The organism is Nonomuraea pusilla, from assembly GCF_900109355.1.
Classification (GTDB): Bacteria; Actinomycetota; Actinomycetes; order Streptosporangiales; family Streptosporangiaceae; genus Nonomuraea; species Nonomuraea pusilla.
Window position 1 is genome coordinate 165,625 of sequence record NZ_FOBF01000015.1, and the last position, 13,623, is coordinate 179,247.

The 13,623-nt window shown below is 74.0% G+C and carries 12 protein-coding genes; 4 read left to right on the forward strand and 8 right to left on the reverse strand.

Annotation, left to right across the window (positions count from 1 at the left end; all coding sequences use genetic code 11):
* Nucleotides 1–3 precede the first annotated feature (3 nt).
* Both arfA and BMX74_RS28195 read right to left on the reverse strand, forming a co-directional pair.
* Nucleotides 4–1,494 carry an arabinosylfuranosidase ArfA gene (arfA, locus tag BMX74_RS28190; protein WP_091103721.1) on the reverse strand — a complete coding sequence of 497 codons (1,491 nt, stop codon included), beginning with the start codon at nucleotides 1,492–1,494 and terminating at the stop codon, nucleotides 4–6.
* Nucleotides 1,495–1,552: 58 nt separating this feature from the next.
* Nucleotides 1,553–1,957, reverse strand: a complete 405-nt coding sequence (locus BMX74_RS28195; RefSeq protein ID WP_091103722.1) for an extracellular solute-binding protein — start codon at nucleotides 1,955–1,957, stop codon at nucleotides 1,553–1,555.
* 217 nt (nucleotides 1,958–2,174) lie between these two features.
* Here BMX74_RS28195 and BMX74_RS28200 point away from each other — a divergent pair, with 217 nt between their 5' ends.
* The gene (locus BMX74_RS28200; RefSeq protein WP_177227542.1) at nucleotides 2,175–2,465 is read left to right on the forward strand and encodes a hypothetical protein; all 291 of its coding nucleotides are present in this window, start codon (nucleotides 2,175–2,177) and stop codon (nucleotides 2,463–2,465) included.
* Here BMX74_RS28200 and BMX74_RS45075 read toward each other — a convergent pair.
* The 6 genes from BMX74_RS45075 to BMX74_RS28235 are packed head-to-tail and all read right to left on the reverse strand — an operon-like array spanning nucleotide 2,453 to nucleotide 9,855.
* Nucleotides 2,453–2,962 (reverse strand): P1 family peptidase, encoded by a 510-nt coding sequence (locus BMX74_RS45075; protein WP_218154086.1) that lies wholly within the window; start codon nucleotides 2,960–2,962, stop codon nucleotides 2,453–2,455. The genes BMX74_RS28200 and BMX74_RS45075 overlap by 13 nt on opposite strands.
* 4 nt (nucleotides 2,963–2,966) lie before the next feature.
* Complete coding sequence (locus BMX74_RS28215; RefSeq protein ID WP_091103724.1) at nucleotides 2,967–4,337, reverse strand: serine hydrolase domain-containing protein; 1,371 nt, start codon at nucleotides 4,335–4,337, stop codon at nucleotides 2,967–2,969.
* On the reverse strand, nucleotides 4,337–6,226 hold the full coding sequence (locus BMX74_RS28220) for a S9 family peptidase (RefSeq protein ID WP_177227544.1): 1,890 nt from the start codon (nucleotides 6,224–6,226) through the stop codon (nucleotides 4,337–4,339). The genes BMX74_RS28215 and BMX74_RS28220 overlap by 1 nt, the downstream gene beginning before the upstream one ends.
* On the reverse strand, nucleotides 6,223–7,851 hold the full coding sequence (locus BMX74_RS28225) for a serine hydrolase (protein ID WP_055504790.1): 1,629 nt from the start codon (nucleotides 7,849–7,851) through the stop codon (nucleotides 6,223–6,225). The genes BMX74_RS28220 and BMX74_RS28225 overlap by 4 nt, the downstream gene beginning before the upstream one ends.
* A gap of 1 nt (nucleotide 7,852) precedes the next feature.
* Nucleotides 7,853–9,040, reverse strand: a complete 1,188-nt coding sequence (locus BMX74_RS28230) for an aminopeptidase (RefSeq protein WP_091103727.1) — start codon at nucleotides 9,038–9,040, stop codon at nucleotides 7,853–7,855.
* 2 nt (nucleotides 9,041–9,042) lie between these two features.
* Nucleotides 9,043–9,855 carry an enoyl-CoA hydratase/isomerase family protein gene (locus BMX74_RS28235; protein ID WP_177227545.1) on the reverse strand — a complete coding sequence of 271 codons (813 nt, stop codon included), beginning with the start codon at nucleotides 9,853–9,855 and terminating at the stop codon, nucleotides 9,043–9,045.
* 96 nt (nucleotides 9,856–9,951) lie between these two features.
* On the opposite strand from BMX74_RS28235, the gene BMX74_RS28240 reads away from it, so the two are divergent.
* From BMX74_RS28240 to BMX74_RS28250, 3 genes are all read left to right on the forward strand, one after another.
* Nucleotides 9,952–10,644 carry a TetR/AcrR family transcriptional regulator gene (locus BMX74_RS28240; RefSeq protein ID WP_055504787.1) on the forward strand — a complete coding sequence of 231 codons (693 nt, stop codon included), beginning with the start codon at nucleotides 9,952–9,954 and terminating at the stop codon, nucleotides 10,642–10,644.
* Entirely contained in the window at nucleotides 10,634–12,046 is a 1,413-nt protein-coding gene (locus tag BMX74_RS28245) for an amidase (RefSeq protein WP_177227547.1), read from the forward strand. The genes BMX74_RS28240 and BMX74_RS28245 overlap by 11 nt, the downstream gene beginning before the upstream one ends.
* A 93-nt stretch (nucleotides 12,047–12,139) precedes the next feature.
* The gene (locus BMX74_RS28250) at nucleotides 12,140–13,606 is read left to right on the forward strand and encodes a class I adenylate-forming enzyme family protein (protein WP_055504785.1); all 1,467 of its coding nucleotides are present in this window, start codon (nucleotides 12,140–12,142) and stop codon (nucleotides 13,604–13,606) included.
* Nucleotides 13,607–13,623: the final 17 nt, after the last annotated feature.

The window sequence follows — 13,623 nt, forward strand, 5'->3', positions numbered from 1 at the left end:
GGTTCAGGCGAGCCGGATGACGTTCCAGGAGACCGGGGGCAGCAGCACGGTCAGCGGGTCGTGCTCGACGTCCGGGTTGGGGCGGGGGGCGATCCGGCCGGGGTCGTCGGCGGTGTTGCGGGCGTAGACGTCGGCGTCGGTCAGCGTGGTGGCCTCGACCACGCGGGCCCCGCCGAGCGCGCGGGCGTCGATCCGCAGCGACAGCGGCCGGTCGGTCGAGCGGTTGACCGCGAACAGCGTGGTGGACGCGCCGTCGTGGGTGGCCACGGCGTGCAGCAGCGGCACCTCGCCGTACTCGGCCGTCTCGTACACGGGCGACACCGGCTCCACCCGCAGGACGTCGCCGGCGGCCAGGCGGGCGGCCTGGGCGAACGGGTGGAAGGTGGTCTGCCGCCAGGCCCGCCCGCCCGGCTCCGTCATGATCGGGGCGATCACGTTGACGAGCTGGGCCAGCGAGGCGGCGCTCACCCGGTCGCTGTGCCGCAGCAGCGTGATCAGCAGGCCGCCGAGCGCGACCGCGTCGGCCAGGTGGTAGTGGTCCTCCAGCAGCGGCGGCGCCACCGGCCAGTCGGCGGGCGTCGGCGCGTTCTGGAAGCGCGACAGGTACCAGATGTTCCACTCGTCGAAGGACAGGTCGATCCGCTTGCGGGACTTGAGCTTGGCGCCGACGTGGTCGGCGGTGGCCACGACCGAGGAGATGAAGTACTCCATGTCGGTCGAGCAGGCCAGGAAGCTGCCCAGGTCGCCGTCCTTCTCCTCGTAGTAGGCGTGGCAGGAGATGTGGTCGACCACGTCGTACGCCTCCTCCAGCACGGTGGCCTCCCACGCGCCGAAGGTCGGCATGGACGAGCTGGAGCTGCCGCAGGCGACGAGTTCGAGCGCCGGGTCGATCATGCGCATGGCGCGGGCGGTCTCGGCGGCCAGCCTGCCGTACTCGCGGGCGGTCTTGTGCCCGGTCTGCCAGGGGCCGTCCATCTCGTTGCCGAGGCACCACATGCGGATGCCGTACGGTTCCTTGGCGCCGTTGGCGATCCGCCGGTCGGACAGCGCGGTGCCGGACGGGTGGTTGCAGTACTCCAGCAGGTCGAGCGCGGCCTCGATGCCCCGGGTGCCGAGGTTGACCGCCATCATCGGCTCCACCCCGGCCTTGGCGCACCAGCGCATGAACTCGTCCACGCCGACCTCGTTGGTCTCGGTGCTGTGCCAGGCCAGGTCGAGGCGACGGGGGCGCAGCTCGCGGGGGCCGATGCCGTCCTCCCAGCGGTAGCCGGAGACGAAGTTCCCGCCCGGGTACCGCACGGTGGTCACGCCCAGCTCGCGGGTCAGGTCGAGGACGTCGCGCCGGAAGCCGTCCTCGTCGGCGGCGGGGTGGCCGGGCTCGTAGACGCCGGTGTAGACGCACCGGCCGAGGTGTTCGACGAACGTGCCGAAGGTGCGCCGCCGGACCGGGGCCACGCGGAAGGCGGGATCGATCGTGAGGTGTGCCGTGTGCACGGGTGCGCTCCAGGGACTCGGCCGGTACGGTCCAGGCAATTGTTAACGTTGCCATTAGCTACGTCTGCAAAACCCGATCAGGCAGCTCGACTACCGCCCCAACCTGATGGCGCGCGGGCTGGTCCGCCGGCAGGGCCACACGATCGGCGTGATGAGCTTCGACTCGGTGCTGTTCGGGCCGGCGTCCACGCTGCTGGGCATCGGCCGCGCCGCCCGTTCCGCGGGCTACGGCGTCACGATCGCCACCCCCAAGAGCTCCGACCGCGGCAGCGTCGTCGAGGCGCCGGCCGATCTGGTCGTCCTCCCAGAAGGAGCCGTCGGGCGGCCCCGCGCCGCTGACGAGGGCGGGCGGGAGCTTGGTGGCGATGTCCACGCCCTTGAGGTTCACCTCGACGTCGGGGTACTCGGCGTTGAAGGCCGGGACCACGGTGCGGAAGACCTTGAGCAGGTCGTCGTCGCGCATCCACAGGGTGACCTCTCCGCGTGCCCGCGCGGCCGAGGGGGCGGCCGCTTGGGCCCGGATGGATGCCGCATCTGCGAGGACGGCGGGTGCCCCGATTGTTAACGATGCCATTCTGGCGCCTCAAGGTCGGGTTTCCCCCTATTGCACCAGGTGATGTCGCGAATGTTATCGTTGCCATCCCTGGACAAGGGGATACCTGGCCTCCACCCCCGTCGTCATGCAGGCGCTGTCGGCGGGCACGGTCGCCTACGGCATGTACGCCAACCCCAAGAGCGGCAACCAGGGCTGCGTCTACCGCGACGGCGAGGTCGTGGCCTGGGACACCATCCCGGGCGGCGGCGACGTGTCGCCCGAGGACCCTGCCGAGGAGATCCTGATCGCCTACCTGTACGACGGCCACGCCGAGGCCTACTGCTTCGCCGGGGCGGGGCTGCGCCCGGCCGACGCCCGCGCGCTCACCGACCCGGACACCCACCTGCGGCTTCCCGAACGCGACTACTGGCACTGACCTCCCCTGCCGGGAGTGCAGATCACCGCTCGCGAGCCGCAGGTCGATCGGGGGGACGGTGACGCCCGGTCTCGACGAAGCCGCGCTTCAGCGCGAACCTGAGCCCGTCCTCGTCGGACGGCAGGACCCTGGTCTCGATCGTCTCGGCGCCGAGCTCCTGAGCCTGCTTCAGGGCGCGCGTAGAGGTGCTCGCCGAAACGCCGTCCGCGGTACGCCGTGCCGACCGCGCGCGGCTCCCCGTACGAGAGCCACGCGTCGTCGATCTCGCCGACGACCGGGTCGAGCGAGGTCGGCGGGATGGGAGCGCGCTCCAGCACCCATGTGACGAGCGCGTCGGCGACGCGGAACGCCGAGAGCGTGGAGGTGAGCAGGACGGTCGTCTCCACCTCGCCCAGCTCGCGGACCTGGGTGGCGCCGACGAGCCTGCCGTACCCGTTGCCGGCGAACAGGTTCGCCGGCAACGCGCCGCGTCGCTCCAGCACGTCGTGGGTGATCACGGCGTCATGCGACCCTCCGCACGGCTCTGCCGGCGTGGCCGTACTGGGCGCGGCCCTGACCGTCGTCGCCGAGGAAGGCGACCGCGGTGTGCTCGCCCGCCGTCAGCAGCGTGTCGCCGCGGAAGGCGAGCAGTTCGACCGGTTCCGGCGCTCCGAGCAGGGCGGTCGCGGCCCCGATCGGCTTGATCGTCATCCAGAGCCGCCCGGAGGCGTCCTGCTCGACCGTCGTCTCGGCGAGGTGGTTGGCGTACACGCCGGTGTAGCGCCAGGCGTCGCGCACCCGGGGGTCGGCGGCCGGCGAGGGACGCGGCGGCGGGGTGACCTCCGCCAGGCCGGCCAGGACTCCGCCGACGACCTCCTCGTAGACGCGGGCGGGGTGGCCGCCGTTGGTGAGCAGCGCGACCGCGATCCCCCGCTCGGGCACGACGCGCAGGTAGGCGTTCTGCCCGAGGGTTCCGCCGTCGTGCCCGATGACCGGGCCGCCTGGCCAGCCGTACAGCGCCCAGCCGAGCCCCCGCGTGTTCCCCGTAAAGCCGAGGTCGGGCTGCTCGACCTGGGGCGAGCGCATCAGCCGCGCCCCCGCCTGCGACAGCACGCGGGTGCCGTCGCCGGCGAGCCCGTCGCGCAGGTGCATGCGGACGAACGTCAGCAGGTCCCGCGCCCGCATGGCCAGCACCGAGCCTGCAGGGGCCTCGATCCTGCCGGGGGCGTAGTACGGCGCCGGCCGTCCTGCGACGTGCCCGACCGCCGCCCGGCGCATGACCGCCTCCCACGGGGTGGGCGCGGCGTGCTTGATCCCGAGCGGCGCGAGCAGCCGCTCCCGCAGACACTGGTCGTACGGCAGGCCGCGCAGCACCTCGACCAGCCGGCCGAGAACGACATAGCCGAGGTTGCTGTAGGAGAACATCAGGCCGGGAGGGAAGATCTGGCCGACGTCGCCGAGCGCGTCGACGAACGCCCCGAGCGCCTGGTCGCCCCATTCCGCGGGAGCGACGACGTCGCCGTCGAAACCGCCGGTGTGGGTGGCGAGCTGCCGTACGGTGACCGTCCTGGCAGCGGTGTCGTCGCGCAGGCGGAAGCCGGGGAGGTACTCCCGCACCGGAGCGTCAAGGTCGAGCCGCCCCTCATCCACGAGCTGCATGGCCAGAGTGGCGGTCCAGACCTTGGTGATGGAGCCGATCTGGAAGATCGAGTCGGTGGTGGCGGCGACGCCGGTGTCGGTGTTCAGCACGCCGGCGGCGTGTTCGATGATCTCGTCGCCTGCGAGCACGGCGAGGCCGGCTCCCGGCACGTCGTTGGCCGCGAGCAGTTCGGGCAGCCGGTCGGCGAGGCGGTCAAGGTGGTCGAGGTGGTCGAAGTGGCCGAGCGCGGACATCAGTGCTCCTCCCGGGTGACCCAGTCGACGACTCTGCGGTTGTAGTCGGCCCGGTGCGAGGGCCGGCCCACGAGGACGAAGTCGTGAGAGGCGCCCGGGTACAGGACCATGCGGGCGGGCACCCGGCGTTCGCGCAGCGCGGCGAACCACTGCTGGGACTGTCCCATGGGGCAGCGCAGGTCGGCCATGCCCTGCAGCAGCAGCGTCGGCGTGCGGACCGCGCCGACGCGGCTGAGGGGCGACATCGCGGCGTAACGCTCGGGCTCCGCCCACGGCTCCGCGGCCAGCTCGCGCACCCCGATGTGGTGTCCGAGGTCGGCGGTGCCGACCATGGCGGTGACGTCGCTGACCGGCGCGCCGGCGACGGCGGCGGCGAACCGGTCGTCGTGCGCGGTCAGGTAGCACGTCATGTAGCCGCCGTAGCTGTAGCCGGTGACGGCCAGCCGGGCGGGGTCGGCGACTCCTTCGTTCACGAGCTCGTCGAGGGGGTCGAGGAAGTCGCGGGCGTCCGCCTCGCCCCAGACGCCGTAGGTGGCGGTGTAGTGGGCCTCGCCGTACCCGTCGCTGCCGCGCGTGTTCAGCAGCAGCACCGTCCATCCGCGCGCGGCCAGGACCTGGTGGTAGAGGCGCGCCAGGTCGGCCGAGCCGCTCCAGGCGTTGTGCGGGCCGCCGTGGATGTCCAGCAGCAGGGGCTGCGGCCCGCTCGCGGCCGGGTCGCGCAGCAGCCAGCCGTGCACCGTCGTGCCGTCGGCGACGGTGAAGACGCGCTCCTGGTACGCCAGCAGCGGCCGGCCGCCGTCGTACAGCGTCCGCGCGGCGCCGTCCGGTTCGACGCGGACCACGTCGCCGAAGCTGGCCGGGCCGGACACGACGGCGACGAGCGTGCCGTCGGGCGCGAGCGCGGCTCCGGAGACGACGTGGCCGGGCCCGCCGAGCACACGCCGGGCCGGACCGCCGTCCAGCTCCACCCGGTACAGGTCGGTACGGCCCGCGTCGCGAACGCAGAACACCACCGCACTCCCGTCGCCGGTGACCTGGGGCCTCGCCCCCGGGTAGCCGGTCTCACCGGGCATGACGTTGCGGTCGAGCCCGGCCGCCAGGTCGACGACCCGGCCCGCGTCGAGCGGGACCAGCAGGAGACCGGCGTGCCCGGCCCGGGTGTCGGCGCGGCCGACCACCAGCAGCGCGCGTCCGTCGGGCGTCCACGTCACCGGGCCCGCCGAACCGTCGAGGACGACGCGGTCCTCGCCGGTCTCCAGGTCGAGGACGTAGGCGGCCAGGTTGCCGGTGAGGTCGGTGTCGTCGTCGAGCGCGGCGGGGAAGGCCAGCCGGGCGCCGTCGGGCGACCAGGCGGGGTCGCCGGTGTGCCGGTGCCGGCTGGTGACCTGGGTGACCGTTCCTGTGGCCAGGTCGAGCACGTGCACCTGCGTGGTCACCGACCGCAGCAGCCCGGCCCCGTCGGCCTGGTAGTCGAGCCTGTCGATCTCGACGGGGGCATCGAGGTCGATCGGTCCGGCGGGGACGGGTGCGGTGAAGGCGATCCTGGTGCCGTCCGGGCTCCAGCGGGCCGGGCCGGCGCCGAGCGGCAGCGCGGTTACCGGCTCCGCCGACTTCTCCGGGTCGGCCTCGCCGCACATCGGCAGCAGCCACAGCTGCGGCGGGCCGCCGGCGGCGCGGAGGAAGGCGATCGTGCGCCCGTCGGGGGACCAGGCGGGCGCCCAGTCGGCGGGCCCTGACGTCAACGGCCCCTCGGCCCGCCACAGCGCCCTCACGTCCCGGTCGGCGTCGCGGTCGGCGCGGCGCAGCACGAAGACGGCCTCCCCTGCCGGTGAGACGGCCGGCTGCTGCGGCAGCGCGATGTCGTACAGGTCGTCGATGCGGGGTGTCACGCCGTCGCCTCCTTGGTGAAACGGCCGAGCGGCCAGACGACCAGGTCGCAGCCGGCGCCGTCGGGGACGAACTCGGCCCACACGCCGGCCTGGCCCTCGACGTCGAAGACGAGGCCGCGCCGGGGCCTGAGCGCCGCGCCCGGCCGGTTCGCGACGGAGACGCGCAGCGCGCCGCCGACCAGCTCGACCAGCGCGTCCACCGGCCCCAGCCGGTAGCGTCCCGTCAGCGTGGCGAGGGTCTCAGCCGGCACCTCCGGCGCGACGCGTACGAACTCGATCGGCTCGACGTTGGGCTCGAACAGGACCGACACGGAGCGGACGTCCCCGTCGAAGCCGCTGTTCCAGTGGGCGGGGAAGGTCTGGTCCAGGGTGTCCTGGCGCAGCTCGAACGCCTCACGGTGGACGTGCCGCACCGCGAGGGGAAGGCCGTGCAGCGCGACGGCGAGGCCGTCCTGACCGGCCGTGACGTGCAGGGAGCCGTAGGCGGGATGGGCGTACTCGCCCGCGTACTCCTCCCAGGGGCGGCCGGGCGGCGCCCCGGCCGACAGCTCGCGCCGCCGCTCCGCCGCGAGCCTGCGCCCTTCGTTCGCCGCGGCGTACATCGCGCGGTGGCGCTCACCCCAAGGGATCGGGTCGAGGCCGAGCAGCTCGTCGTAGACGAGGAAGGCGACGATGTCGCGCAGCGGGGAGAAGGTGGCGTTGGTGAGCACGGCGACGCCGACGCCCTCCTCCGGCATGAAGGAGACGACGGAGCTGTAGCCGTCGATGTTGCCGCCGTGCTGGACGACCCGCCGCCCCCGGTAGGTGTCGACCTGCCAGCCGAGCGCGTAGCCGGCGGGACGCAGTTCCTCCCACGCGATGGGCGCGGGAGGCACCAGCATGGCGGGGCGGTGCAGCTCGCGCAGCGTCGCCTCCGACACGAGGCCGCCCTCCAGGTTGGCCCGCAGCCAGGCGGTCAGGTCGGCCGCGGAGGAGGTCATGCTGCCGGACGCGCCGCACAGGTCCAGGTCGCGCCGCGGCACCGGGCGGCCGTCGAGATGGCCGGGGCTGAGCCGGTCGGAGGCGAGCGCCTCGGCCGAGGTGAGGAACGTGTCGGACATGCCGAGCGGCCGCAGCACCCGGTCGCGCACGGCGTCCTCCCACGTCCCGCCGTGCAGGTGCGCGACGACCTCGCCCGCCGCCAGGTACATGAGGTTGCTGTACTGCCAGCTCTGCCGGATGGGCCGGCTCGGCTGGAGGTGGCGCAGGCCCCGCATCAGGTCGGCCCTGGTGGCCCGGTGGTTGCCGTACCAGACCAGGTCGTGGCGGGGCAGCCCGGAGCGGTGGCAGAGCAGGTCGCGCACGGTGAGCTGCTCGGTGGCGGCGGGGTCCCACATCCGGAAGCCGGGCAGGTACTCCCGCACGGGCACGTCCCAGTCCAGCAGCCCTTCGTCCACGAGCGAGCCCGCGGCGGTGGCGGTGAACGACTTGGTCACCGAGCCGATCGGGAAGTGGGTGGCCGGAGTGGTCCCGGGGCCGAAGCCGTGCTCCAGCACGCTCACGCCGTTCCTGACGACGGCCACGGCTGCGCCCGGCACCTCGCATCGCAGGCGTTCGTCCTCGATGGCCTTCAGCAGGTCGTCCATCTCAGATCACCCACTGCCCGTCGCGCAGGACCGGCACGACCCGCCCGGCCTCGGTCACCGCGTCCACCTCGACGTCGCGCTCGCCGATCACGAGGTCCATGTGGACGGCGCTGACGTTGGCGTGCGCCCGGTCGGCGTCGCCCACCGTGTACGGGTAGTGCGCGCCCATCGCGATGTGGCAGCCGGCGTTCTCGTCCAGGAGGACCGCCCCGCTGGGGGCGAGGCGTCCGCAGCGGCCGTCGCTGGCGACGAGCGCCACCTCGCCGAGCCTGGACGCTCCGGGGTCACGCTCGAACTGGCGGCGCAGCGCCTCGACGTCGCCGCTTCCCTCGACCTCGACCAGGCGGCCCGCGTCGTAGCGCAGGGTCAGCTCGTCGACCCGGCTGCCGTCGTGCAGCAGCCGGGGCCGCCGCAGTGTGGCCACGCCTGAGGTGCGGCGCGGGTCGGGCGCGGTGTAGACCTCCTCGGAGGGCAGGTTGGAGTGGTACGTGCCGCCGCCCGCCGAGGTCTCGCCGATGGCCGCCCACCGCGAGGTGGGGAACAGCCCGACCGTCAGGTCGGTGCCGGGGCCGCGGAAGCGCAGCGCGTCCCAGCGGCCGGCGTTGGCCGCGGCGGCGACGCGCCGCAGCTCGGCGGTCCGTTCTCGCCAGGCGGCCGAAGGGTCGGGCTCGTCGAGGCGGCAGGCGTAGGCCACGTCGTCCCACAGGGCGGCCAGGGCGGTGCCGGGGTCGGCCGCGGGCCTGAGCGCGCGGGCCCATTCCTCAGTCGGCCCTGGCACCATGCACCAGGCGATCGCCTGCCGCTGGGCCAGCGCCATCATCTCGGGCAGGATCCGGTCGTGGGCGAGCGTCGAGCGGAGGGGGTCCACGCCCTCGGCGAGCGCGGGGCCAGCCGCCGCGACCAGGTGAACGGCGGCGGCGCCGTGCTCGGCGAGCTCCGCCACCCGGCCGGTGAGCCATCCCGGGGTGAAGGCCAGGTCGTCGCCCGCGAGCAGCCTGGACCGCCGTACGTGCGGGTCGAAGTACTGCACGTCCACGTATCTCGCCCCGGCCTCGTAGGCGACGGCGGCGACCGCGCGGGCCAGGCGTTCCTGGCCGACCATGGCGTCCACCGCGAGGACCTGGCCCGGTCTGAGTGAGACGCCGAAGCCGACGGCCAGTTCGGCGAGCCTGTGCTCCACAGTCGTCATCGCTAACGCCCTTCGTAGTGGGGGGTGCGGCCCTCCAGGAAGGCCAGGGTTCCTTCCCGCAGGTCGCGGCTCCGCAGGCAGGCGAGCATCCCGTCGGTCTCCCGCGCCATCACCTCGGTGAGGTCCAGGCCCCAGGTGTCGCGCAGCAGGCGCTTGGCCAGGCGCAGCGACCCCGGCGCGTTGGCGGCGAGGTCGGCGGCGAGCGCCTCGACGGCGGGGGCGAGCTCGGCGTCGGGGCAGGCCCTGTGGACGAGGCCGATCCGCTCCGCCTCGGCCGCCTCGATCAGGCGTCCGGTCAGGACGAGGTGGCCGGCGCGGGCCAGGCCCACGATCCGGGGGAGCAGCCACATGACGCCGTTGGTCTGGAACATGGCTCTGCGCGCCTCGGGGAAGCCGATCGTGGCGCTGTGCGCGGCGATGCGCAGGTCACAGGCGAGCGCGAGCTCGGCGCCCAGGCCGACGGCGACGCCGTTCAGCGCGGCGACGGTCACCTGGGGAAGCGAGAGCAGGGCGCGGGTGAGTTCCTGCAGTTCCTCGATGCCCTCCCTGAGCCGGTCGTCCGAGGCGTCCTCCTCCCTCAGCAGCCCGCCCAGCTCGCGGAGGTCCTGGCCGGCGGAGAAGGCCCGGCCCTCCCCTGTCAGGACGACGACCCTGGCCTGCTCGTCGGCGCGCAGGGCGCGGAGGACGGAGGCGAACTCGGCCCTGGTCCGCGCCCTGAAGGCGTTGAGCACGTCGGGCCGCGCCAACCGGACCGTGACGACCGGCCCGTGTCTGTGCACGCTGAGATCCGCGAGCGGGATGTCGGTGAGAACCATGCCGTCGAAAGTAATCGATCGATCGATTACCTGACAAGAACTCATCTACCAGGCACCTTCTTGACTAATCAAACGATCGACTGACACCATGGCGCAATGGTGACCACGGGTGAGCGCATCGAGCGGGCAGCGCTGGAACTGTTCGCGGAAAAGGGCTTCGCTGCCACAGGAATCCGCGAGATCGCCGAACGCGCCGGGATCTCCAGCGGCGCCCTGTACCACTACATGGGCACCAAGGAAGACCTGCTGGCACAGGTGATGAACCGCGGCAACGCCCGGATGCTCTACCTCGCCCAGGCCGCCCTCGACGGGGCGGACGGGGCGGCGGAACGGCTGGCCAGGCTGGTGACGGTCCACGTCTACGTCCACGCCCACGCCCAGCTGGACGCCCTGGTGATAGACAACGAGCTGCGGTCACTCACCGGAGAGGCCAGAAGCCGGGTCATGGGGCTGCGCGACCGCTACGAGGTGCTGTGGCGCGACGCGCTGTCCGACGGCCGAGCCGAGGGCACGTTCCGCTTCAACGAGCTGGGCATCGCCAGGCTGGCCCTGCTGGAGATGTGTACCGGCGTGGCCCGCTGGTACTCACCCCGCGGGCCCGTCGACGACCGCACGCTCGGCACGACCTTCGTCGACATGGCGTTCGGCCTGCTCAACGCGTGCGGCCCTGACGACCGCCGGCTCACCCACGCCGACGTCGCCATCCCCGACCCGCACGTTCTGGCCACCGCCATCGCGCCGGAGCTGGCCGAGGTCGGCGAGACCACAGGAGGGTGGAGTGCAACCTAGCCACCAGAAGACCCCGCACCCCCGCACGACGCCTGGTCGCGGGTCGGCGGCCGAGATCGCCGCGCGGGTGCGCCGCGGGCACGTCCGCGCGATCGACGTCGTCGACGCCGCGCTCGCGGCCATCGCGGCCGACGAGCACAACGCCTTCGTGCACGTCGATCCCGGCGGCGCCCGGCGCGCGGCGGCCGAGATCGACGCCGTGGTCGCGGCGGGCGGCGACCCGGGCCCGCTCGCCGGGGTGCCGTTCGGCGTGAAGGACCTGGAGGACTGCGCGGGCATGCCGACCAGGGCCGGATCGCTGCTGCTGAGCGGCGCGCCGCCCGCCGGCGCCGACAGCCCGCTCGTGCGGCGGCTGCGCCGGGCGGGCGCGATCCCGGTCGGCAAGACCGCCACCGCCGAGTTCGGTTTCGACTCGGCGACCTCGACCCGCCTGCACGGCCCGACCCGCAACCCCTGGTCACCGTCGCTCACGCCCGGCGGCAGCTCGGGCGGCTCCGCCGCCGCCGTCGCGGCCGGTCTGGTGCCGCTCGCCACCGCCGGCGACGGCGGAGGCTCGATCCGCGAGCCGGCCGCCTTCTGCGGCCTGGTCGGGCTCAAACCGACCCACGGCCGGGTGCCGCGCCGCTCCTCCCACCCGTTCTCCACGCCCGGGGTGCTCGCCGCGACCGTGGCCGACACCGCCCTCGCCCTGGACGTCGCCGCCGGCGAGAGCCCGGGCGACCGCTGGTCGCTGCCGTACCAGCCGGGCGCCTTCGCCGTACGGCTGCCGCCGCCGGGACTGCGGGCCAGGTTCTCCGCCGACCTGGGCTACGCGCCCGTCGATCCGGAGGTGGCCGCGATCGCCGCGGAGGGCGCCCGCCGGCTCGCCGCCCTGGCCGGGTTCCACCTGGACGAGCGGCCGCTCACGCTGCCGGACGCCCGCCCGCCGTGGCTGGTGCTCGCCTGCGCCGAACTCCGTCGCGAGCTCGGCCTGCTCGGGCCGTGGCCGGACGTCCTCGACCTGCTGTGCCCCACGACCGTCCAGGGCGCGTTGCGCGGCGAGGAGGTCGGCGCCGCCGAGCACGGCGCGGCGCTGGCGGCCTGCGCCGACCTCGAAGCCGCCGTGGCGGCCTTGCTGTCCGAGACCGACCTGCTCATCACCCCCGCCACCGCCTGCCCCCCGTTCGCCGCGGAAGGCCCCATCCCCACCGTGATCGACGGCCGCGACGCCGGAGTGTCCGGCGCGGAGCCCTTCGGTCCGATCGCCAACCTCACGGGCGTGCCCGCCGTCTCGATCCCCGCCGGGCTGACCGGCGACGGGCTCCCCGTGGGCCTGCAGGTGATCGCCGCCCGCTTCCACGACGACCTGCTGCTCGGCCTGGCCGCCCTCGCCGAGCGCGCCTCCTTCTCTCCGGCCCGCTAGCCGGCCGCCACACCCCCCTCAGCGCCACGTCCCTGGCGCGAGCCTTGCCTGCCGACGGGCGCCAGCACGCCCATCAACGATCGGAGAAGTGAGATGCCGCCAACGATCGGTGACGTCATCCGCGCGGGCGCCGCCCGGCACCCCACCCGCGAGGCGCTCGTCCACGACGCCCGCCGCTGGACATGGCAGGACCTCGACGCCGAGGTCGACCGCTGGGCCGGGACGCTCGTCGAAGCCGGGGTACGCGCCGGGGACAGGGTCGCCGTCGCCGCCCACCCCGAGCCGCGTTTCCTGTTCGCCTTCCTGGCCGCCGCCCGGCTGGGCGCCGTCTTCCAGGGACTCAACCCCAAGAGCCGCCCCCACGAGCTGCGGTACCTGCTCGACGACAGCGAGCCACGGGTGGTGCTCGACCCCGCGGGCCTGCTCGAAGGCGCCGGGCTGGAGCAGGCCACGCTCGCCGGGGACGAGCTGTCCCGCGCGCTGCGCGCCGCCACACCGCTCGCCGCCGACCCCGCCGTGGACCCCGGCGCCGCCGCGCTGATCGTCTACACCTCCGGCTCCACCGGCAGGCCCAAGGGCGCGCTGCTCTCGCACACGTCCCTGATCGCCACCGCGCGGATCCAGGGCGGCCGGATCTTCACCGGCGAGGCGCCGTCCATGCTGTGCAACCTGCCGATCAACCATGTCGGCTCGGTGGGCAACATCTGCATGACGGTCCTGGTCGCCGGCGGCCGCCTGGTCTTCCAGGACGCGTACGACCCGCGCGGGGCGCTGGAGCTGCTGGAGCGCGAGCGCGTGGAGTACTGGGGCGCGGTGCCGACCATGCTGCAGCTCAGCGTCGCCACCGACCTGTGGCCGCGGGCCGATCTGTCGCAGCTGAGGGCGATCCTGTGGAGCGGCGGCGCCGCCCCGCAGGCCCTGGTGAGCGAGCTGCGGCGGCGCTGCGGGCGGCTGCTGATGAGCTACGGCAGCACCGAGACCGTCGGCGAGGTCTGCTTCGCCGATCCCGACGCCGACGACGACGTGCTGACCCGCACGATCGGCCGTCCCGCCGCCGAGTACGAGGTCAGGCTCCTCGGCCAGGACGGCGCCGAGACGCCCGCCGGCGAGCCCGGCGAGATCGTCGTCCGCGGGGCCTGCCGCGCGCTGGGCTACTGGCGCGACCCCGCCGCCACCTCCCGCCTCATCGACGCCGACGGCTGGCTGCACACCGGCGACCTCGCGGTGCGGCGCCCCGACGGCAACCTCGAACTCGTCGGACGCACCCACGAGGTGTTCAAGTCCGGCGGCTACAACGTCTACCCCCGCGAGATCGAGCTCGCGCTCGAAGCCCACCCCGCGGTCCAGGTGGCCGCCGTGCTCCCCGTGCCCGACGAGCTGTACGGGCAGGTCGGACACGCCTGGGTCCAGTCGCCCGGCGGCGCCGGTCCCGACGAGCTGCTCGCCCACCTGCGCCACCGGCTGGCCGCGTACAAGGTGCCCAAGCGCCTCACCGTCGTCTCCGAGCTGCCGCTGCTCGACATCGGCAAGGTCGACAAGCGGGCGCTCGCCGGCCGGTAGCCCACCTCCACCCCCTC

Coding starts and splice junctions, on each gene's coding strand:
- BMX74_RS28195 (WP_091103722.1), bottom strand. CDS start 1,957: ATGCGCGACGACGACCTGCTCAAGGTCTTCCGCACCGTGGTCCCGGCC.
- BMX74_RS28200 (WP_177227542.1), top strand. CDS start 2,175: ATGCAGGCGCTGTCGGCGGGCACGGTCGCCTACGGCATGTACGCCAAC.
- BMX74_RS28215 (WP_091103724.1), bottom strand. CDS start 4,337: ATGTCCGCGCTCGGCCACTTCGACCACCTCGACCACCTTGACCGCCTC.
- BMX74_RS28225 (WP_055504790.1), bottom strand. CDS start 7,851: ATGGACGACCTGCTGAAGGCCATCGAGGACGAACGCCTGCGATGCGAG.
- BMX74_RS28230 (WP_091103727.1), bottom strand. CDS start 9,040: ATGACGACTGTGGAGCACAGGCTCGCCGAACTGGCCGTCGGCTTCGGC.
- BMX74_RS28235 (WP_177227545.1), bottom strand. CDS start 9,855: ATGGTTCTCACCGACATCCCGCTCGCGGATCTCAGCGTGCACAGACAC.
- BMX74_RS28240 (WP_055504787.1), top strand. CDS start 9,952: ATGGTGACCACGGGTGAGCGCATCGAGCGGGCAGCGCTGGAACTGTTC.
- BMX74_RS28250 (WP_055504785.1), top strand. CDS start 12,140: ATGCCGCCAACGATCGGTGACGTCATCCGCGCGGGCGCCGCCCGGCAC.